This is a genomic window from Dongia sp. P2_B8, from assembly GCF_056404715.1.
Genome location: NZ_JBFUDM010000003.1, coordinates 384,866 through 405,313 on the forward strand (window position 1 = coordinate 384,866; position 20,448 = coordinate 405,313).

19 protein-coding genes and 1 pseudogene are annotated in these 20,448 nt (G+C 62.4%); 14 read left to right on the top strand and 6 right to left on the bottom strand.

The annotated features are described in order from the left end of the window. Window positions 1-3: 3 nt before the first annotated feature. The 5 genes from AC1DWZ_RS09410 (at window position 4) to AC1DWZ_RS09430 (ending at window position 5,579) form a co-directional block, all read left to right on the top strand. Window positions 4-1,266, top strand: a complete 1,263-nt coding sequence (locus AC1DWZ_RS09410) for a cytochrome P450 (RefSeq protein ID WP_477168625.1) — start codon at window positions 4-6, stop codon at window positions 1,264-1,266. Window positions 1,267-1,295: 29 nt separating this feature from the next. Beyond that, the gene (locus AC1DWZ_RS09415; RefSeq protein ID WP_477168626.1) at window positions 1,296-2,585 is read left to right on the top strand and encodes a type I glutamate--ammonia ligase; all 1,290 of its coding nucleotides are present in this window, start codon (window positions 1,296-1,298) and stop codon (window positions 2,583-2,585) included. A gap of 18 nt (window positions 2,586-2,603) precedes the next feature. Further along, window positions 2,604-2,921, top strand: coding sequence for a 2Fe-2S iron-sulfur cluster-binding protein (locus AC1DWZ_RS09420; RefSeq protein WP_477168627.1), 318 nt, complete (start codon window positions 2,604-2,606; stop codon window positions 2,919-2,921). 13 nt (window positions 2,922-2,934) lie between these two features. Then, the gene (locus AC1DWZ_RS09425) at window positions 2,935-4,152 is read left to right on the top strand and encodes an NAD(P)/FAD-dependent oxidoreductase (RefSeq protein ID WP_477168628.1); all 1,218 of its coding nucleotides are present in this window, start codon (window positions 2,935-2,937) and stop codon (window positions 4,150-4,152) included. A gap of 224 nt (window positions 4,153-4,376) precedes the next feature. Further along, window positions 4,377-5,579: a benzoate/H(+) symporter BenE family transporter gene (locus tag AC1DWZ_RS09430; protein WP_477168629.1), complete on the top strand. Its 1,203-nt coding sequence runs from the start codon at window positions 4,377-4,379 to the stop codon at window positions 5,577-5,579. A gap of 144 nt (window positions 5,580-5,723) precedes the next feature. Here the strand turns inward: AC1DWZ_RS09430 and AC1DWZ_RS09435 are convergent, their stop codons facing one another. Then, complete coding sequence (locus tag AC1DWZ_RS09435; RefSeq protein ID WP_477168630.1) at window positions 5,724-5,969, bottom strand: ParB N-terminal domain-containing protein; 246 nt, start codon at window positions 5,967-5,969, stop codon at window positions 5,724-5,726. Window positions 5,970-6,385: 416 nt separating this feature from the next. On the opposite strand from AC1DWZ_RS09435, the gene AC1DWZ_RS09440 reads away from it, so the two are divergent. From AC1DWZ_RS09440 to AC1DWZ_RS09465, 6 genes and pseudogenes are all read left to right on the top strand, one after another. Further along, on the top strand, window positions 6,386-7,156 hold the full coding sequence (locus tag AC1DWZ_RS09440; protein WP_477168631.1) for an EF-hand domain-containing protein: 771 nt from the start codon (window positions 6,386-6,388) through the stop codon (window positions 7,154-7,156). Window positions 7,157-7,398: 242 nt separating this feature from the next. Beyond that, window positions 7,399-8,151 (top strand): response regulator, encoded by a 753-nt coding sequence (locus AC1DWZ_RS09445; RefSeq protein WP_477168632.1) that lies wholly within the window; start codon window positions 7,399-7,401, stop codon window positions 8,149-8,151. Between the two features lie 14 nt (window positions 8,152-8,165). Beyond that, a complete protein-coding gene (locus AC1DWZ_RS09450) occupies window positions 8,166-9,602 on the top strand; it encodes an ATP-binding protein (RefSeq protein ID WP_477168633.1) in 1,437 nt (478 codons plus the stop codon). Between the two features lie 92 nt (window positions 9,603-9,694). After that, entirely contained in the window at window positions 9,695-10,477 is a 783-nt protein-coding gene (locus AC1DWZ_RS09455) for a DUF2182 domain-containing protein (protein ID WP_477168634.1), read from the top strand. Between the two features lie 21 nt (window positions 10,478-10,498). Further along, window positions 10,499-11,107 (top strand): DUF1326 domain-containing protein, encoded by a 609-nt coding sequence (locus AC1DWZ_RS09460; RefSeq protein WP_477168635.1) that lies wholly within the window; start codon window positions 10,499-10,501, stop codon window positions 11,105-11,107. A gap of 42 nt (window positions 11,108-11,149) precedes the next feature. Next, a pseudogene (locus AC1DWZ_RS09465) lies at window positions 11,150-12,757 on the top strand (acyl-CoA synthetase); the annotation flags it as partial. Between the two features lie 267 nt (window positions 12,758-13,024). On the opposite strand, the gene AC1DWZ_RS09470 reads toward AC1DWZ_RS09465, so the two are convergent. After that, on the bottom strand, window positions 13,025-13,798 hold the full coding sequence (locus AC1DWZ_RS09470; RefSeq protein WP_477168636.1) for a class II aldolase and adducin N-terminal domain-containing protein: 774 nt from the start codon (window positions 13,796-13,798) through the stop codon (window positions 13,025-13,027). Between the two features lie 183 nt (window positions 13,799-13,981). Here AC1DWZ_RS09470 and AC1DWZ_RS09475 point away from each other — a divergent pair, with 183 nt between their 5' ends. Then, complete coding sequence (locus AC1DWZ_RS09475; protein ID WP_477168637.1) at window positions 13,982-15,289, top strand: M24 family metallopeptidase; 1,308 nt, start codon at window positions 13,982-13,984, stop codon at window positions 15,287-15,289. Between the two features lie 165 nt (window positions 15,290-15,454). Here AC1DWZ_RS09475 and AC1DWZ_RS09480 read toward each other — a convergent pair whose 3' ends face one another. Further along, a complete protein-coding gene (locus tag AC1DWZ_RS09480) occupies window positions 15,455-16,174 on the bottom strand; it encodes a GntR family transcriptional regulator (protein ID WP_477168638.1) in 720 nt (239 codons plus the stop codon). Window positions 16,175-16,352: 178 nt separating this feature from the next. Between AC1DWZ_RS09480 and dapA the strand changes: the two genes are divergently transcribed. Both dapA and AC1DWZ_RS09490 read left to right on the top strand, forming a co-directional pair. After that, window positions 16,353-17,228, top strand: a complete 876-nt coding sequence (dapA, locus tag AC1DWZ_RS09485) for a 4-hydroxy-tetrahydrodipicolinate synthase (RefSeq protein ID WP_477168639.1) — start codon at window positions 16,353-16,355, stop codon at window positions 17,226-17,228. A gap of 32 nt (window positions 17,229-17,260) precedes the next feature. Then, window positions 17,261-18,295: a proline racemase family protein gene (locus AC1DWZ_RS09490; RefSeq protein WP_477168640.1), complete on the top strand. Its 1,035-nt coding sequence runs from the start codon at window positions 17,261-17,263 to the stop codon at window positions 18,293-18,295. Window positions 18,296-18,359: 64 nt separating this feature from the next. On the opposite strand, the gene arsB is transcribed toward AC1DWZ_RS09490, so the two are convergent. The 3 genes from arsB to AC1DWZ_RS09505 are packed head-to-tail and all read right to left on the bottom strand — an operon-like array spanning window position 18,360 to window position 20,312. Then, entirely contained in the window at window positions 18,360-19,406 is a 1,047-nt protein-coding gene (arsB, locus tag AC1DWZ_RS09495; RefSeq protein ID WP_477168641.1) for an ACR3 family arsenite efflux transporter, read from the bottom strand. 5 nt (window positions 19,407-19,411) lie between these two features. Then, window positions 19,412-19,939, bottom strand: a complete 528-nt coding sequence (locus AC1DWZ_RS09500) for an arsenate reductase ArsC (protein WP_477168642.1) — start codon at window positions 19,937-19,939, stop codon at window positions 19,412-19,414. Next, window positions 19,920-20,312, bottom strand: a complete 393-nt coding sequence (locus AC1DWZ_RS09505) for an ArsR/SmtB family transcription factor (RefSeq protein ID WP_477168643.1) — start codon at window positions 20,310-20,312, stop codon at window positions 19,920-19,922. Before AC1DWZ_RS09505 ends, AC1DWZ_RS09500 begins: the two co-directional genes overlap by 20 nt. Window positions 20,313-20,448 lie beyond the last annotated feature (136 nt).

Genomic DNA, 20,448 nt, shown 5'->3' on the forward strand with positions numbered 1-20,448 from the left:
TTTATGACGAGTTTCAAGCCAGATGATGACGGCTATGCCGATCTCTCCAGCCACGATGCGTTTCTGAGCGGCGCGCCGCACAACACGTTCGCGCGGCTGCGGCGTGATGATCCCATGTCCTGGAGCGAGATGAAGGGTGGCCTCGGCTTCTGGTCGATCACGCGCCATAGCGACATTCTCGATCTCAACAAGAATCACGAATTGCTGAGTTCGGCCCGTGGCATCCGCATGGAAGACCAGACCTATGAGGAATATCTGGCGCGCCGCACCTTTCAGGAAACCGACCCGCCGGAACATTCCAGGACCCGCGTGCTGGTGGCCAAGGCGTTTTCCAAGCCGGTGGTTGCCCTCTTCGACCAGCAGATCCGCAACATCTGCGATTCCATCCTCGACGATGTCTTGCCCCGCGGCAGCTTTGATGCCGTGAAGGATGTCTCGCGGCAATTGCCGATGCGCATGCTGGGCCAGATCCTTGGCACGCCCGACGAGGATCTCGACTGGCTGGTGGAGAAGGGCGATCAGCTGATCGCCAATACCGATCCGGAATTCACCGACCTGGTCCTGGACCAGGCCGATACCGATGCCTACCGCCTGATGCCGTTCCGTTCACCGGCCGGCGCCGAACTTTATCAATACGCCAAGAAGCTGATGCAGGATAAACAGATCCGGGGCGACACCAGCGGCGTATTGCATCTGATCCTGCAACCGGATGCCCATGGCAATGTCATCACCGAAGCCGAATTCCGCAACTTCTTCTGCCTGCTGGTGGCGGCCGGCAATGACACGACGCGCTACTCGCTGGCAGCCTCGCTCTATGCACTTTGCAACCGGCCGGCCCTGATGGATCAGCTGCACGCCGGCGACAACAACATCTGGGAGACAGCACCCGATGAGTTCATCCGCTGGGCGTCACCGACGATGCATTTCCGCCGAACGGCAACGCGCGATTTCGACCTTCACGGCAAGAACGTCAAAGCCGGCGACAAGGTCTTGATGTGGTTCGTCTCCGCCAACCGGGATGAAACGGCCTTCGACGATCCCTTCGAACTCGATCTCCTGCGCACGCCCAACCGGCACCTCTCCTTTGGCCAAGGTGGTCCTCATGTCTGTCTCGGCATGTGGCTGGCGCGGCTCGAGGTCCGGATCCTGCTGCAGGAACTGGTGAAGCGCGTAAAATCGATCGAACAGGTTGGTGCCCATGAATTCCTGCGCTCCAACTTCATTGGTGGCATCAAACGACTGCCGGTGCGCATAGAATTGAACTGAGTGGCTGAAGATCTATCTGGGAGGAATGAATGGCGACCGGTGAGAGGCTGCGGCTTCTGTTTTGTGATCATCTCAATATCGCGCGCAGCAAATATGTCCCGGCGAGCAAGATCGGCGATGGCTCCTCGCGCTTCTGCCAGGGTGTCTTCGCCAATTCCTATGCCAAGGATCTGTTGCCGGCACCAGGGTCGAAGATGCTGGAAGGCCTCCCCGACATGGATGCGGTCTACAAGGCCGCCGATATCCGCGACAGCTGGCACAAGAACACCAAGGTGGTGATCTCCGACCTCTACAACAATGACGGCTCGCCCCTGCCGCTTTGCGGCCGCGGACTCTTGAAGCGCACCATCGCCGAATGGAAGGCGCTGGGCTATGCGCCCAAGGTCGGGTTGGAGCTCGAAGCCTATGCCTTCGTGCGCAACGAGGACGGCAAGCTGGTGCCCTATGAGACGCCCGGTGCCTATGTCTACAGCACCGGCCGTTTTGCCGACCCGCTGCAATTCACCGACGCGATCTGGGAGAAGGCCAGCGAGCTCGGTTTCCGCATCGACAGCTTCACCTCGGAATATGATGCGCCGCAATTCGAATTCACGCTGACCTATGATGAAGCACTGAAAGCCGTCGACGATATTTTCCTGTTCCGCATGATGGCGCGGGAAATCGCGCTGGACTTTGGCATCGTGCTCACCTTCATGCCAAAGCCGATCCCAGCACTCAGCGGCAGCGGGCTTCATGTCAATTTCAGCTTCCTTGACAAGGACGGCCGCAACGCGATCGGCGATGTGACGACACCAGACAAGATGCCCGCACTCACCAAGGGCTGCATCGCGGGCCTCATGCATCATCATGCCGGCATGGCTGGCCTAGTGGCGCCCACGGTCAATTCCTACGACCGGTTGAAGCCGGCGAGCCTCTCTGGCTTCTGGCGCAATTGGGGTGTTGATCATCGCGGCGTCACCACGCGTCTTTCAGCCGAGGGTGGCGCCAAGTCGCGGATCGAGCATCGCATGGGCGACGGGGCGGCCAATCCCTACACGCTGGTCGCCACCATCCTGCAGGCGGCCAAGCTCGGCTTTACCAACAATTATGCGCTGCCCGAAGCCGAGACCAGCGATTGCCTGGAAAGCCAGGACGCGAAGGACGGTGTTGCCGAGACCCTGACGGGTGCACTCGACGCGCTGGTGGCCGACAAGGCGCTGGTGGCGGCTGTGGGTGCTGGTCTGGTGGACAATCATGTCTTCATCAAGCAGCATGAAGTCGAACGCGTTGGTGCCTTGGAAGGCGACGCCAAGCGCGACTACTATATCAACTACGTCTGATACCGAAGGAACGTGACGATGCCGAAGGTCACCTGGGTCCTCAATGATGGCCGCGAGATCAGCGCCAATGTCGCGATCGGGCACAATCTGATGGAAGCTGCCGTCGCCAACAACGTGCCCGATGTGATCGGCGAATGCGGCGGCTGTCTCTCTTGCGCCACCTGCCATGTCTATGTCGATCCGGCCTGGGCCGCAAAGACCGCCACGCCCGGCGAGATGGAGGACGACATGCTGGAAATCACGACCGCCGAGCGGCGCGAGATGAGCCGTCTTTCCTGCCAGATCGTGGCGACCGAGGAACTGGACGGGTTGATCCTGCACGTCCCGCATAATTGACGGGGCGTGGACCATGACCGCACCGATCATTCTGCTGGGTGCCGGGCAGGCGAGCGCCTCATGTGCCGCCAAGCTGCGCATGCTGGGATACGACGGCCCGCTTACGATCGTCGGTGATGAACCGGCGGCACCCTATCAGCGGCCGCCGCTCTCCAAGAAATATGTCTCCGGCGAGCTGGCGCTGGAGCGCTTGTTCATCCGCCCGCTCACCTGGTATGCCGAGCAGAAGATCGAGTTGCGCCTGGGTACCCGCGCAACAAGGCTGCAGGCTCCGGAACACAAACTGATATTGGCCAACGGTGCTGAACTGCCCTTTGCCAAATTGTTGCTGGCGACAGGTTCGCGGCCGCGCACGCTGCCGGCCGAGATCGGCGGCAGTCTCGACAATGTCTTCACCGTCCGCAATCTCGCCGACGCCGATGCGATCGCACCGGCGCTGGTACCGGGGGCGAGATTGCTGGTCATCGGCGGTGGCTATATCGGCCTCGAAGCGGCGGCCGTCGCGGCCCAGAAAGGGCTCGATGTCACCATCATCGAAATGGCCGACCGCATCCTGCAGCGCGTGGCAGCAGGTCCCACCTCCGATTTCTTCCGCACGCTGCATCAGGCCCATGGCGTCACAATCCGCGAATCGACGGGCCTTGCCGAATTGATCGGCGAGGGTAACCGACTGACGGGCGCCCGGCTCAAGGACGGCACTGTCATTCCGGCAGACCTTGCCATCGTCGGCATCGGCATCCTGCCCAATGACGATCTGGCGCAGGCGGCAGGCATTGCCGTGGATGGTGGCATCCTGGTGGACGGACAATGCCGCACCAGCGCTCCCGACATCTTCGCTGCCGGCGATTGCGCGAATTTTTCGTGGCAGGGTCAGCGTACGCGCCTTGAATCGGTGCAGAACGCCATCGACCAGGGCGAACATGCAGCCCTCTGCCTGCTGGGCCAGGCCCCCGATTATGACCCAATGCCCTGGTTCTGGTCCGACCAATATGATGTGAAGCTGCAGATCGCTGGCCTCAATCGCGGCTATGACAGCACAATCCTGCGACCGGGCAAGCGCGCGCTCAGCCAATCGATCTGGTACTTTCGTGGTGATACGCTCATCGCCATCGACGCGATGAACGATGCACTGGCCTATGCACTGGGCAAGAAGATGCTGGAATCCGGCAAGCCCGTCACCAAGGCCGCCATCGCCGATCCGGGGAGCGACCTCAAGGTGCTTGCGCAGTAGCTAACTATACGCCTGCACTCTTAGCTTCATTCGTCATGCCCGGGCTTGACCCGGGCATCAGCCCGCAACTGAAAGACAGAGGCCGGTCGCTCCCGATCCCCGGGTCTTCGCCCGGGGATGACGATTGTCGGGACATGGGACGAAGACCCCACCCCTTAGCAGCCCTTTACGAACGCGCGCGATTTTCGCATTGTCGGCGACCTGACGACAGCTTGGCGACTCGCATGAACAATGTATCCCCACAAGATACCGGCGGCAGCGCCCTGTCGGATTTCTCGGCTCAGGCCTTGGCCGCGGGCCTCCTTGCGGCCTTTGTCGGCTCTGCCAGTTCCTTTGCCGTCATCATCCAGGGGCTGACGGCGGTCGGGGCCAGCCAGGTAGAGGCCGCATCCGGCCTGATGGCGCTCTGCATCAGCATGGGCCTCTGCGCGATTGTCGTCAGCCTGAAGATGAAACAGCCGATCAGTATTGCCTGGTCGACGCCAGGTGCTGCCCTTCTGGCGGCGACAGCCCTGCCGGAAGGCGGATTTGCCACCGCCGTCGGCGCCTTCCTGGTGAGCGGCCTCCTCATCGTCATTGCCGGTCTGTGGAAACCTCTGGGCCGCGCGGTCGCCGCCATTCCGGCACCGCTTGCCAACGCCATGCTGGCCGGTGTGCTGCTGGGCCTCTGTCTGGCACCGGTCAAGGCCGTGGCGCAGGAGCCGGTCTATGGCCTGGCCATCATCCTCACCTGGGCGCTCGTGGCGCGGTTCCGGCGTCTTTATGCGGTGCCTGCCGCGGTGCTGGTGACGGTTGTCATCATCGCGCTGACCGTCGACGTCTCGCACTTGCAGGCCGATGCGCTGTGGCCGCAGCCGGTGCTGGTGATGCCGCACTTCTCCGTGGCCGGCCTCATCGGCATCGCCTTGCCGCTCTTCATCGTCACCATGGCATCGCAGAATATCCCCGGCATCGCCGTCCTCAACGTCAACGGCTATCGCCCGGATCCGGGGCCACTGTTCAGCATCACCGGCATCTTCAGCCTGCTCGCCGCACCCTTCGGCGGTCACGCGGTCAACCTGGCTGCGATCACGGCAGCTTTGTGCGCCGGTACGGATGCCCATCCCGATCCGGCGCGCCGCTATTGGGCGGCGGCGAGCTCAGGAATCTTTTATATCCTCTTCGGGTTGGGGGCAGGGGCTGCTACGGCCTTCATCAGCGCCGCGCCACCGATCCTCATCCAGGCCGTGGCCGGTCTCGCCCTGTTCGGTGCCTTCGGCAGCGCCCTCCTTGGTGCCGTCACTGATCCCAAGGACCGCGAGGCCGCCATCATCACCTTCGTCGTGACGGCATCGGGCCTCAGCTTCTTCGGGATCAGCGGCGCCTTCTGGGGCCTCATCGCCGGCGGCGCCGTCTACGGCCTGTCACGCTGGCGCCGCGCCGGCTGAATCAAGAACCCCTCACCCCAACCCCTCTCCCCAGAGGGGCGAGGGGGTTTTAAGCAAGCTCAGTCAAAGCTCCCTCGCCCCGCGATAGCGGGGAGAGGGTCGGGGTGAGGGGCATTCCCTCGTGTCCTGCAAAACTTGAACTGCTCAATGCTTCCTGGCCTGCACCAGGTTGGCGATGACCGTGGCCTCGCCCAGGGCCTTGCACGCTTCGATGCGGTGGAGGCCGCCGACCAGCACATAGCGTTCCTTATCGGCCCGCACCAGGATCGGCACCTGCTGGCCGGTCTCGGCGATGCTGAGCGCCAGGGCTTCGACCTTGGCAGCGTCGATGGGCGCCCGGAGGGCGGCCGGAACATAGATATCTGAGATTTTGACCTTGATGGGCTTCATGCGGTCGGCCGTTTCTGCTGTCTGCCGGGCCAGTATAGGGGCTGGTTCCGGCAATGTTTGGGAAAACACCCGTGCACCCAGGCCAACTCCCGGCCGGCCCGACGGGCAATCCATGTGTCACAACATATCCCTTCTGCGCCACAGAAATAAAACGTCACAAACTAGCTGTTGCAGGCGGGCCGAATGCGCGGCGATGCTGGGGGCGGGGCCAGATCGCCACCAATGAATTCAGCAAGTTACTGTTCATTATTTAAATATATTTCCAATATCTGCAGTAACAGATTGCGATCCATCAAATATTCGCTGGCATGTTTTCTGCGAAATCGCGGACGGATACTGGCATGGTGTAGCATTCGGTGGATCCGCCAAATGCTATTTCTGCCCGTATCCATCACTCGTATGGAGGAGTATCACGAATGATCTCAACCAACTATGGCTCGGCGGGCGCCAGTACGGCGGCCCTGAGCCAGATGCGACAACAGCTGTTCGACAAGCTGGATGCCAACGCAGACGGCGGCATCGACGAGACGGAGTTCGTGACAGGAGCTACGTCCGGCAGCAGCAAGTCCAGCAGCGGTGCCAGCTCTCTCGCCAAGGAGCTGTTCAGCAGCTTCGATAGCGATAGCGACGGCAAGCTGACGCAAGACGAACTGGAGACTGGTTTCCAGAAGTTGAGCGATCAGATGCGGGCGACGTTGATCGCACAGCAGGAGGCGTCGCGGCCACAACCGCCGTCACCTGAGGAGATGTTTGCCAAGCTCGACAGCAATTCTGACGGCGGCGTCGATGAAGCCGAATTCATCGCCGGCGCACCACAGGATGGCAGAGGGCCAAGCGAAGCGGAACTCAAGGACATGTTTGCCTCGTTTGACAGCGACGGTGACGGTTCCTTGACTGCGGAAGAACTGGATACCGGCTTCAAGAACAGCCGGCCATCCGGTCCGCCGCCCGGTGGGCCAGGTGGCCCGCCGCCGGGCGGTGGTGCTGGCGGCCCGCCGTCATCTTCATCGGTCTCGTCGACCGACGACGATGATGACGACGAGGACACGCTGCTGGAGATGCTCCAGAAGCTGACCGAAGGCACCAAGTCGAGCAGCGTCAATCAGGAAGATCTCGCCAGCGTCTTGTCGAGCTTTCTGAAACTGCAGGAAAGTCAGGCCAGTCAGACTTACTCAGCGACTGCCTGATCGTGACCGCCCGGTCCTCGGCACAATTTGCCGGGGGCCGGGCACCTTCCATCCTCTTAACCTTAATATGACCTTCAGATATCCGGCCGCGGCATTTCGCATGCGGTATTTCCATAGCAATCCCTTGCGATCGGCAGAAAACCGCGTGATTAAATAGCCCCAATCCGGCGATGCAAAGCCCCGCCATGTAAAACCATGACCATCAAGCAACAGGTTTCCAAAAGATGTTGGCCGAACAGGCAATGACCGATCCGATTCCAACCCAACTCCCCCATCTGCTGATCGTCGACGACGATCGCGAACACCGTCTTCTGCTTGGGCGCCTGTTTGGCGACCACGGTTTTCGTGTGTCGCTGGCTCCCGACGGCGGGACCATGTTGAAGATGCTGGACTCCGCCAGGCCGGATCTGGTCATCCTCGACGTCATGCTGCCGGATGAGGACGGTCTTTCCTTGTGCCGGCGCATCCGGGCGGAATCCGATTTGCCGGTGATCATGCTGACCGCCTTGGGCCGTGGCCCGCACAAGCTTGCCGGCTTCGACATGGGCGCCGATGATTACGTGGCCAAGCCCTTTGAATCGGCGGAACTGGTGGCTCGCACGCGCGCAGTCCTGCGGCGCGCCCGGCGCACGGCCGAAGGCGCCACGCCGCCGGCCCCCGGCCGCAAGGGGGCGAAGCGGGTCTATCGTTTCGATGGCTGGCGTGTCGATGCCGCCAAGCGCGAGGTGATGTCGCCGACCGACGTCCTCATTACCCTGACCTCGGGCGAGACGGATCTGCTGCTGGCCTTCGTCGAACATCCGCAAACCATCCTGACGCGCGATCATCTGGTGGAACTGACCCGCAACCGCGGTGGCGACAGCAATGATCGCAGTGTCGATATCCTGGTCAGCCGCATCCGCCGCAAGATCGAGCAGAATCCGCGGGCACCCCGCTTCATCAAGACCGTGCGCAGCGGCGGCTATCTGTTTGCCCCCAGCGTGACGCTGGAATAGACGGCAGCGCCGTCTTGTCCCAGCCTTCCACGTTCCGGCCTTCCACATCCCGGCCTCCCACCTCCTGGTCCCGGATCAAGGTATGGCCCGACCGCATCGCCACGCGCATTGCCGTGGTCATGATCGTGGCGATGCTGGTAACGCAAATCTTCGGCTATCTGCTTTTCCTGAGTGACCGCTGGGGCTTCGGGCCGCTGGCGCATCTGGAAAACCTGGCTGCGCGCGTCCGGGCACCGATCGAGCTCGTGCTGGCAACACCGGTGGCCGAGCGTAACGCCAAGCTGCGGTCCCTGAGCTCTGCCGATTTTGAGCTGGCGGCGCCGCCGGCTTTCGATCCAAGGGAGCTCATCGCCAATATCCCGCCCGTCGGCCGCGCGCGCAGCCTGTTGCTGGATCGTCTGCCGGGCCTGGTCGATCAGATCCTGATCGAGGGGCGCCTGCCGGAAGAGCCAGGACCACCACCCTTCAGGTCGCGGCTCGATCCGCAGCAGATCGTGGTCCTGTGGTTGCGCCTTGCCGATCGTTCCTGGCTCTCGGTCCGGCTGCCGCTCCGCGATCTGCTGCCGCCGCCCCCCTTCTATCCGTGGACGCCCTGGGTACTGGCCTTCGTCACCATCATCGCCATTTCGCTGCTGGCAGCGCGCGGCATTTCGCGCCCGCTGCAGCGTTTTGCCGATGCGGCCGAACGGTTGGGTGTCAATATCGAGACCATGCCCCTCGCTGAATCCGGTCCCGGTGAAATTCGGTCGGTCACGCGCTCCTTCAATCTCATGCAGGCGCGGCTCAAGCGCTTCGTCGACGATCGCACCCAGATGCTGGCCGCGATCTCCCACGATCTCAGGACACCCTTGTCGCGCCTGCGCATGCGGGCAGAGGCGCAACAGGCGGGCTTCGAGCAGCGCAAGAACCTTGCTGATCTCGACCTCATGGACCGGATGATCGCGGCGACCCTGTCCTTCGCCCGCGACGATGTTGCCGGCGAGGCGCGGGTGAAGGTCGATCTGGCCTCGCTCGCACAATCCGTGTGCGACGAGATCACCGATGCTGGCGGCACCGCCACCTATCTAGGCCCGGCTTATCTCGAGATCGAAGCCGCCCCCTTGTCACTGATGCGTGCCATCACCAATGTGGCCGAGAACGCCGTCAAATATGGCGGCCATGCCGAAGTGACGATGGCCGCACGCGCCAGCAGGATCGAGATCACCGTCGCCGATAGCGGCCCCGGCATTCCCCCTGATTTGCAGGAACGGGTGTTCGAACCCTTCTATCGCCTCGACCCGGCGCGCTCGCCCGATGGTGATCTGGCCGCGATCGGTGAGATGGGCGGCACGGGCCTTGGCCTTGCCATCGCGCGCCACGCTTTTCGCGCCCATGGCGGCGACATCTCCTTGGCAAACCGTCCCGCAGGCGGCCTGGTGGCCACTCTCAGTCTGCCACGCGTCTCGGCCTAAGTAACAAGGCTGCATCTGCTGCATTGCAGCGCACATCGGCGCCGTTTCACCGCCCCATTTCACCGGCCCGTGAATCGTGCTTTGTTGTCGCCATGAGCGACGTGCAACATCGAATCTCGGTCTTGGCGAACCGCAATCCGTTCTTGGGTTGGAGCGCGTTTTACCTGATCGTGGCCATGGCCTGGGTTGGCTTGATCGCTCTGGACGGTGCGCCCGTTGCGGACGATTTCTGGGCGCGCTGCTTGGCCGCTCCCGCGGCCCTTGGTCTTGCGCATCTCGCCACCATGTGGGCGCTGATGTCGCTGGCCATGATGCTGCCCACCGCCCTCCCGGCGCTGCAGCGCTTTGCCGTTCTCGTGCAGAATCGTGCCGACGATCTGGCGGCCACGCGCTTTCTGGCCTTTCTCGCCGCCTACACGATTATCTGGCTCGGCTTCTCGCTGTTGGCAGCCGGGATGCAGCTGGCGCTCTCGCAGCATGGCTGGTTGGCACCTGACGGGCGCGTTGCCGATCCCCTGACGGCCGCAGGGCTGCTCGGCTTTGCCGGCCTCTATCAGTTCAGCAGGATGAAGCATGCCTGCCTCACGCGCTGCCGGCATCCGATGACCTTCTTCATGGCCAATTGGCGCGAGGGCATCGCGGGCGCCTTCCAAATGGGGCTGAAGCATGGCCGCGATTGTCTTGGCTGCTGCTGGGCGCTGATGCTCCTCGCCTTCATCGGTGGCACCATGAACCTCGCCTGGATGGGCCTCGCCATGGTGTTGATGATCCTAGAAAAACTCGCTGGCCCGGGACGCTATGTAACCCTACCCTTGGGGCTGATCCTGGTGTCGGCGGCAGGCTTCATGATGGGAACTGCGCTGCAGGCGCTGTGATCGGGAGGATAAGAAGACGATATGGAAAAATGGGCTCTCAAAGGGGAATTGATCCTCAATTGCAGCTGCACGGTATTTTGTCCCTGTGTCGTCTCCTTGGGCAAGCATCCGCCGACCGAAGGCCAATGCCAGGGCTGGGCCGGCATCCGCATCGACGAAGGCCATAGCGGCGATACCGATCTCTCCGGTTTCAACGTCGCCTTGCTGCTCGACATTCCCGGCAACATGGCGCGCGGCAATTGGACGGCCGCGGCCTATATCGACGAGCGTACCTCAGAGGCGCAATTCGAGAAGCTCGGCCTTATCTTCAGCGGCAAGGCGCGCGGCACCACGGGCCTGTTCTCGGTCCTGGTCAGTACCTTCCTCGGCGCCGAACGCGCACCCGTCAGCTTTGAGCGGGAGGGCGACAAGCGCCGTCTCGTCGTGCCGAAGAAAATCATCGGCGAGGTCGAGCCGATCGGCGGCAAGGACCCCGGCAGTCATGTCGTCATCACCAACACCGAATATTGGATGGGCCCGGACATCACCGTCGCCAAGGCCAACCAGGGCCGCGTCCGGGCCTTTGGCCGCGTCTGGGATTTCGACGGTCGCAGCGCCGAAATCTGCGACATCGATTGGCGTGGGCCATAAGGGCAGGCGTGGAGGCGCCAGAWGGAAACACCGGGTCTCGAGAAGAATCCTGCCAATTACGTACCGCTCTCGCCGCTCTCCTTCCTGGCGCGGGCGCGCGATGTCTATCCCGACCGGCGGGCCATCATCTATGGCGACCGCCGCTATAGCTGGTGCCAGGTGCATGAGCGCGCAACGCGCCTCGCCTCGGCGCTGATCCGGAACGGTGTCGAACAAGGTGACGTGGTTGCCATCATCGCCGCGAACACACCGGAAATCTTTGAAGCGCATTTCGGCGTGCCGCTTTCCGGCGCGCTCCTCAACACCATCAACACGCGCCTCGATCCCGACACCATCGCCTATATCCTGGATCATGGCAGCGCCAAGATTCTCATCACCGACACGGAATTTGCCGGTACCGTGCGCCTGGCCCTTGAACGCATGACAGGTTCGCGTCCCCTCATCGTGGACATCGTCGACACCCAAGCAAAATCAGGCGGTACGCCGGCAGATCGCCTCGGCGCGCTTACCTATGAGGCATTCCTCGAGAGCGGCGATCCCGACCATGAATGGGTCTTGCCGGCGGACGAATGGCAATCGCTCTCGCTCAACTACACGTCAGGCACCAGCGGCCGGCCGAAGGGCGTCGTCTATCACCATCGTGGTGCGTATCTGATGAGCCTCGGCACTGTGGTCAGCTGGGGCCTCACGCCCCATCCGACCTATCTCTACACCGTGCCGATGTTCCATTGTAACGGCTGGGGCCATGCCTGGACCATGGCACTGGTGGCGGGGACCACCGTGCTCTGCCGCTATATCAGTGCCAAGGCGATCTTCGACGCCATCGCGGATCACGGCATCACGCATCTGGGTGGGGCACCCGTTGTGTTGGGCCTTTTGGTCAACGCGCCGGTGGCGGACCGCCGCGCCGTGGATCACCCGGTCAAGGTGATGACTGCCGGCGCCCCGCCGCCCAGCGCGGTCCTCGCCAAGATGGCGGAACTGGGTTTCGAGGTGCTGCAGGTCTACGGTCTCACCGAGACCTTCGGCCATGTCGTGCACTGCGCCTGGCAATCCGAGTGGGACGAACTGCCTTTCACCGAGCAGGCGGAGATCAAGGCGCGCCAGGGTGTGCGCTTCCCGACCACGGAAGAGATCCGCTTGCGTGATCCCGAGACCGGCGCCACGCCACCCGCCGACGGCAAAGCGATGGGTGAAATCCTCATCCGCGGCAACACCGTGATGAAGGGCTATCACAAGGACGCAGATGCCAGCGCCAAAGCCTTTGCAGGCGGCTACTTCCATTCCGGCGACATCGCCGTGCAGCATCCCAATGGTTATGTCGAGATCAAGGACCGGCTGAAGGACGTCATCATCTCCGGTGGCGAGAATGTCTCGTCGATCGAAATCGAAAGCAGGCTTTTCAAACATCCTGCCGTAGCACTGGCAGCCGTCGTGGCAAAACCCGATCCGAAATGGGGCGAGGTGCCCTGCGCCTTCATTGAGTTGAAGGCTGGTGCCGTGGCGACCGAAGCCGATCTCATCAGCTTCTGCCGCGAATCCCTCGCCGGCTTCAAAACCCCCAAGCGCATCATCTTCGGCGAACTGCCCAAGACCTCCACCGGCAAGATCCAGAAATTCCTGCTGCGCGAGCAGGCGAAGGGGCTGTAGCGCCCCCTTTTCTTTTCCCCTCCCCCCTTGAGGGGGAGGGCAGGGAGGGGGGTATCTCTCAGCCCACGCGATGGGTCGAAACTGAAACGCCCCAACCCCCCGCCGCGCGACCTCCCCCTCAAGGGGGGAGGTGAACTAAGCAGGCATCTCCCCAATAACGTCATGCCCGGGCTTGACCCGGGCATCAGTCAGCAACTGAAGGATAGAGCCCAGCCGTACCTGATCCCCGGGTCAAGCCCGGGGATGACGTATGATCAAACTGCGAAACTACTCCGCGTAATCCGGCTGCTTCACATCGAGAATGGCGCGGATCTCGGCAAGGTGCGCGCTCATCATGTCGGAGGGATATTCCTCCCACTGGCGCGCGGTCTTTTCGGCCACCTCGGCGCTGGCGATGTTGAGCTCGCGCCCCGTCATATAGGCCGTGATCAGCGTCTCCGCCGAGCGTTCGAAATAATAGAGAATATCGAAGGCTTCGGCGACGGTTTCGGCTGCCACCAGCACACCGTGCTGGCCCATGACCATGACCTTGTTGTTGCCAAGGCATTTGGAGAGGCGCTCGGCCTCGTCGCCAAGTCCCATGCCGTCAAAGCCCAAATCATAGGAGATGCGGTTATAGAAACGCATCGTGTTCTGGTCGATGGGCGGCATGCTGGGATCCTTGAGGGTTGCCAGCGTCAGCGCATATTTGGAATGCACATGGAGGACACAGCGCGCATGGGGCGCATTCCGGTGGATGGCGCCGTGGATCGCCCAGGCGGTGGGGTCCGGCGCGTTCGGCTGGTCCATGGTCGTGGGATCGTTGGCATCGAGCAGAATGAGGTCGCTGGCCTTGAGGCGCGAGAAATGCTTGCCGCAGGGATTGACCAGGAACTGGCTGCCATCGTCGGAGACCGCCAGGCTAAAATGGTTGGCGACACCCTCATGCATGTTGAGCTCGGCGGTCCAGCGGAAGGCTGCCGCCAGCTGGCAGCGCTCCTCGTAATGCGAATTGTCGAGCCGGGCTTTTGCGGGGATGCGGGCAACCGACGAATTCATCATCTGCTCCATGAAAGGCCAAAAGGTGCATTGTGCACTGCAGAGGCTACTATGCGGCAATCCCGGGGGATTGGTCAAATTCGGACATATTCATGTCCGAAATCAGCCTATTCCATTTAAGTATCCCCGGTTCCGGGCCGCCGGCGCTAGATTTGCAGCCGGCGAAACAGTCTCATCGGGGCAGACATGTCGGCGGATTCGATCGCACCAGGGCCAACCAGGGGGCCAACCGGGGGGCCAACCACGGGGCCGATTTTCAAGGACGCGCGCAAGGCCACCTATCTCAACCCGGCGGGCGCCGACCGGCCGCTGAAAAGCGCCATCCCCAAGGCGACGCTGATCAAGGCGCGCGGTTACCGGAAGCAACGGCTGGTCGATCAGGTGGTGGCCAAGGACTGCGCCGCCATCCTGCTCTATGACCCGATCAACATCCGCTACGCCCTCGATCTTTCCAACATGCAGCTCTGGGCGACCCACAACCCGTTCCACTATGCCCTGGTCTTTGCCGACGGCCACGCCATCGAATTCGCCTATCGCGGCGCCGAGCATCTGGCCGATGGCTATGAGACGGTGAACGAGGTCCGGCCCGGCAATGCCTGGTTCTACATGTACACCGCCGACCGGCTGCAGGAGCGGGTCGATGCCTGGGCCGATGAACTGGTCTCGATCCTCAAGGAACGTAATGGCGGCAACATGCGCCTCGCTATAGATAAGCTCGACGCACCCGGCATCGACGCGCTCCGCAAGCGCGGCGTCACCGTGGTCGAGGGCCAGGCCCTCACCGAAATCGCCCGCTCGATCAAGAGTGCCGAAGAGCTGGAGCTCATACGCTGGACCGTGCGCGTCTGCGAGGCCGGGATGGCGCGCCTCTATGACCATTCGCTCCCAGGCAAGACCGAACAGGAAATCTGGGCCGAGCTCCATTACGAAAACATCCGCTCGGGCGGCGAATGGCTGGAAACGCGCCTCCTCACCGTCGGTGCCCGCACAAATCCCTGGTTCAAGGAATGCTCCGACCATGTGGCCGAGGCCGGCGACATGCTGGGCTTCGACACCGACATGATCGGCCCCTATGGCTATTGCGCCGACCTCTCCCGCTCCTGGACCATCGGCCACACCAGGATGAACCCGCACCAGCGCGATCTTTATGCCGCTGCCCTGGAGCAGATCGACCATAATCTCGGCATCCTCAGGAGCGGCATGAGCTTCGACGAATTCAACGCCAAATCCTGGGCCATCCCGGAGAAATATCTGGCCTGCCGCTACTCCGTCGCCGTCCATGGCGTGGGCCTCGCCGACGAATATCCCTCAATCCCGCTGCACCCCGATTGGCAGGCATCCTACCAAGGTGTGTTCCAGGACAATATGACCGTCTGTGTCGAAAGCCTGATCGGCGAAGCCGGCAAAGGCGAATGCGTGAAACTGGAAACGCAGGTGGTGATCACGGAGAAGGGCGTCGAACGGCTGGATAGTTTTCCGTGGGAAGAGGTGTAGAGGCGCATCGCCCTATCGTGCGGTGGTGAGATCCCCCTCTCCCCGACCCTCCCCCACGTTGGGGGGAGGGAGCTCATCGAGTTGGTCGCGCTGTTAGTATCAGGCTGGCTCAAATTCCCTCCCCCCAACGTGGGGGAGGGTTAGGGAGAGGGGGTTGGCGATGACTCACGCCACCCTGACACGGCCCAGCGCCACATCCGTCGTGTAGTTTTCCTTCATGAAGCTCACGAAATTGTCGCGGAACTGCCGCGTATGATCGTGCGCCAACCGGTCCGCGCGCTCGACATCGCGTGCCWTGATCGCCGCCAGCATCTCGTGATGCTCGTCGGTCAGCAGATAGCCCTCATGGGTGCGCTCCAGGAACTCGAAATGGAGATGCAGCATGCGCCGTCCCTGATCGAGCAGTTTTTCATAGAAGGCGGTGAGATAGGGATTGCGGCCGGCATGGGCGATGGCCATGTGGAAATCCTTGTTGGCCTCCGACATGGCGAGGTGATTGCCGGATTTGACGGCCGCCTCGAACGTCCGCTGGCGACCGGCGATGGTCTTGAGATCCAGCTCGCTGCGCAGTTCCGCGGCCAGCCGGCAATTCATCCGCTGCGCGATGTCGAGGGCATCGACATAGGCGGGGAAAGTTGCGATCTCGATCGGTGCCACGATGGTGCTGCGGTTGGGCAAGGTCACGACCAGATCCTCGACCGACAGGCGGATGAGCGCCTCGCGGACCGGCGACCGCGACAGGCCGAAACGCTCAGCCAGCGACGTCTCGTCGAGCAGCTGTCCCGGCGCCAGGGTCAGCGCCAGGATCTCGGTGCGGAGCGTCTCATAGACCTGCTTCCAGCCTTGTCCTTTCGCCCGCTTTGAATCGCCCTCTTCAGCCTGCATGGATGCTCCTTTGCCCGTCACGCATTCTACAAACGCCCCGACGCATTGTCGACACATTGTATTTTACATTTGACATTGTCGACAGTGTGCCGACATTGTTCTCTCCATCCGCGCGGCACCCGGAACGGGCTCGATCGCGCCAGAACATCATATTTACAACGCGTTATGGAGATTTGAGATGAAGCTCAAGGGCATCCTGCCGGCGCTGGTGACACCGTTCGACAGCCAGGGCGAGACGGATTTCGCGACCCTCGGCCGCATCATCGATTGGCATCTCAAGGCGGGCGTGCACGGCTTCGTGCCGATGGGCTCGACCGGCGAATATTACGCCATGTCGGACCAGGAACGCGCCGACGTGCTGCACTTCGTGCACGACCGGGTCGGCACAAGGGGACTGCTCATCGCCGGCACCAATGCGGGCTCCACCCGCGACGTGATCCGCCATACCGAGACCGCAAAGAAGATCGGCTACGATACGGTCCTCCTGCCGCCGCCTTACTATTCGCTCCCCACGCAAGAAGAGCTGCTCGCCCATTACCAGGCGGTCCTGGACGCGGTCGATGTCGAGATCGTCCTCTATAACTTCCCGCTCCGCGCCGGCGTCGAGGTCGGTTTCGAGGTGATGGATGCGCTGGCCGACAATCCACGCGTCATCGGCATCAAGGAGAGCAGCGGCAATCTCCTGCGCGCGCTCGAGATCAACAAGCGCTATCCGGGCAAGTACCAGCTCTCCTGCGGCAGCGACGACCAGGCCTTCGACTTCTTCATGTGGGGCGCCACCAGCTGGATCTGTGGTCCGGCGAACTGCCTGCCCGAACAGACCGTCAATTTCTACAACGCCTTCACCGCTGGCGATCTCACGAAGGCGCAGGCTATCGCCCGGGCGCTCTATCCGGCCATGACCAATCTCGAATCCGGCAAATTCGTGCAGAAGGTGAAATATGGCTGCGAGCTTGCAGGCATTCCCGTGGGCGAGACGCGGCGCCCGCTGCTGCCCCTGAACGCTGCCGAGAAGCGCGAGCTTGCGGCAGTGCTGGCCGCGGCGAAACTCTGAGCCAGGGAATGCCGGCGATGCAGGGGGCTCCGATGATGTGGGACGGCGCCATCGAATTGCTGCTGGTGCATTGCCAAGGCGAGATCGGCAAGGTCATCGTCAGTGGTGCGCCCGATATTCCCGGCGCCACGGCGCTCGACAAGATGAACCACATCAACAATGTCGACGATACCTTGCGCCGCTTCGTGACCTTCGAACCGCGCGCTGGTGTCGCCATGTCGGTCAATCTACTGATCAAACCCACGCGCCCGGATGCCGATGCTGGCTTCATCGTCCTCCAAGCCGACCGCGCCCATCCCATGTCGGGCAGCAACTGCATCTGTGTGGTGACGGCGCTGCTCGAATCCGGCCGCGTGCCGATGCGGGAACCCGAATCCATCGTCCGCCTCGACACCCCAGCCGGTCTCATCACCGCGCGTGCCCAATGCAGCGGCGGCCGCTGCCTGTCCGTCAGCCTCGATAATGTTCCGGCCTTCGTCTTGGCGTTGGACAGAACCATCGAGACGCCACGCTGGGGCCGGATCAAGGCCGACATCGCCTTTGGCGGCGTGTTCTACGCGATCGTCGATGTAAGTGAGATCGGCCTGGCCATCGAACCGCAGAATGCCCGCGCGCTTGCCGAAGCGGGCATCGAGTTGAAGAAACTCATCGGCGCGCAGATCACGGTGCGCCATCCGGAGATCGACGGCCTCGACGAGCTCGCCTATGTGATGTTCCGTGGCGATGAACCGGACGGCGCCATCCGCACCTGCACGACGCTGAAGCCAGGCCGCGTCGACCGCTCGCCCTGCGGCACAGGCAGTTCCGCCAACCTCGCCGTGCTGCATGCGCGGGGTAAGGTGAAGGTGGGCGACAGCCGCACCTCGCGCTCGATCATCGGCGGCGAATTCCGGGTCGAGATAATCGGCGAAACCAAGGTCGGCCCCTATGCCGCGATCATCCCACGCATCACCGGCCAAGCCTGGATCTACGGCACAGAACGCCTGCGCCGCGATCCCGCCGATCCCTTCCAGACCGGCTTCGCCCTCTCAGATACGTGGGGCCCCCAGGTCGATCTGCTGGATTAGCGCCACCATCCGGCTCGCCTATCGCGCGGGAGAGAGGGTAGGCGACGGCTGCGAGGCCGCAAGATCAATCAGCGGCGCGAGCGACCGTGTCATGCCGTTGCTTGCGTTCATACCAGGGGCGGGTGGCGTGCACGATCTTCACCACGGACAGCATCACCGGCACCTCGACCAGAACGCCGACGACGGTGGCAAGGGCGGCACCGGAATTCAAGCCGAACAGGCTGATGGCGGCAGCCACCGCCAGTTCGAAGAAATTGCTGGCGCCGATGAGTGCTGCCGGCCCCGCGACGCACCAGGCAACGCCCAGCCGCCGGCTCAGCCAATAGGCGATGCCGGCATTGAGATAGACCTGGATGAGAATGGGGACCGCCAGCAAGAGAATGACCAGCGGTTGGGCGATGATCTGCTGGCCTTGAAAGCCGAACAGCAGAATGAGTGTGGCAAGGAGCGCCCCCAGCGAATAGGGGCGAAGCAGGGCAAGGCATCGATCTAGTTGGCCAGCCTGTTGCAGGAGCCGGCGCCAGATCTGTGCTGCGATCACCGGCACGACAATATAAAGCACGACAGAAAGCAGCAGCGTGTTCCAGGGGATCGTAATCGACGCCAGCCCGAGGAGCAGCGCCACGACGGGTGCAAAGGCAAAGACCATGATGAGATCGTTGAGCGCCACTTGGGCGAGCGTGAAATGCGGCTCGCCCTCGACCAGGCCCGACCAGACGAACACCATCGCCGTGCAGGGTGCTGCGGCCAGCAGAATGAGGCCGGCGATATAGGAGCTGGTCTCAACCCCATTCAGCCAGGGGGCGAACAGATGGCCGATGAAAATAGTGCCCAGCAAGGCCATTGAGAAGGGCTTCACCGCCCAATTGACGAAGAGGGTGACGCCGATGCCTTTCCAATGCTGGCCGACCTCGCCAAGTGCTGCAAAATCGATCTTCAGCAGCATGGGCACGATCATCAGCCAGATGAGCGCTGCCACGGCCAAGTTCACCTGCGCCAGTTCGGCAGAGGCAATCAAGGCAAAGGCGCCTGGCATCAGATAGCCGAGCGCCACGCCGGCAACGATGCAGAGCGCCACCCACAGGGTGAGGTAGCGTTCGAAGAGACCCATGCTCGCTACGCCACCCGCGGACGTTTCTGGGATGATCCGTCAGCATGCCCGATCTCGCGCAATCTGTGGACCAGCGACAAGCGGTCGAGGCCGGCACTCGGCAAGGCGGCAAAGGCGTTGATGCGGATCTTCATATAGCGGAACGCCGTGACGAAGGCCGCTTCCTGCTCCAGTGCAGTCCCGCCGGCATCGGCTGGGTCTTCGATGCCCCAATGCGCGGTCATCGGGTGGCCGGGCCAGATGGGGCAGACCTCGCCTGCAGCATTGTCACAGACGGTGAAGACGAAATCCATCACGGGTGCCCCCGCCTTGGCGAACACCTCCCAGCTCTTCGAGGAAAGCTCGGCCGTCGGATAGCCGAAATCCTTGAGGACCTTCAGCGCCAATGGATGCACGGCGCCCTTCGGCATGCTGCCGGCGGAATAAGCGCGGAACCGCCCGGCGCCGTCTTGGCGAAGAATACTTTCAGCGAGGATCGATCGCGCGGAATTCCCCGTACAGAGGAACAGCACGTTACGCAACGGTTGCGTCATCTTTCGTCTCTCCCGTGCATGAGGATATGGCCGGATTGCAGACCGGCGCACAAACCGTATCGCCGCCGCAACAATTCTCGGTGAGATAGGCCATGAGATTGTTCATGGTCGTATAGTCGGCGGCATAGATGATCTGCCGGCCAAGACGCCGTTGCGTGACCAGCCCCGCATGAAGCAGCTGTTGGACGTGGAAGGTCAGCGACGATGGCGGCATGCCGAGCTGGTCGGCAAGATGCCCCGCCGGCAATCCCTCCGGCCCGCGCTGCACCAGCAGCCGATACAGCGTCAGCCGATGCTCATGCGCCAGCGCCCCCAAGGCATTGACGGCCCCACTCAACGCAGCGGTCACAGGTTCTTTTTCTTTGACGTCCATGACCCGGCCTCGACATCATTTCGATAATCATCAAAATATGCGGTCAGGACGCGCTCGTCAACGACATTTTGATAAATATCAAAATGTCGTTGTTTTGGCTCGGCCTTCACCGACGGCGGGGGAGAGGATGTCACCA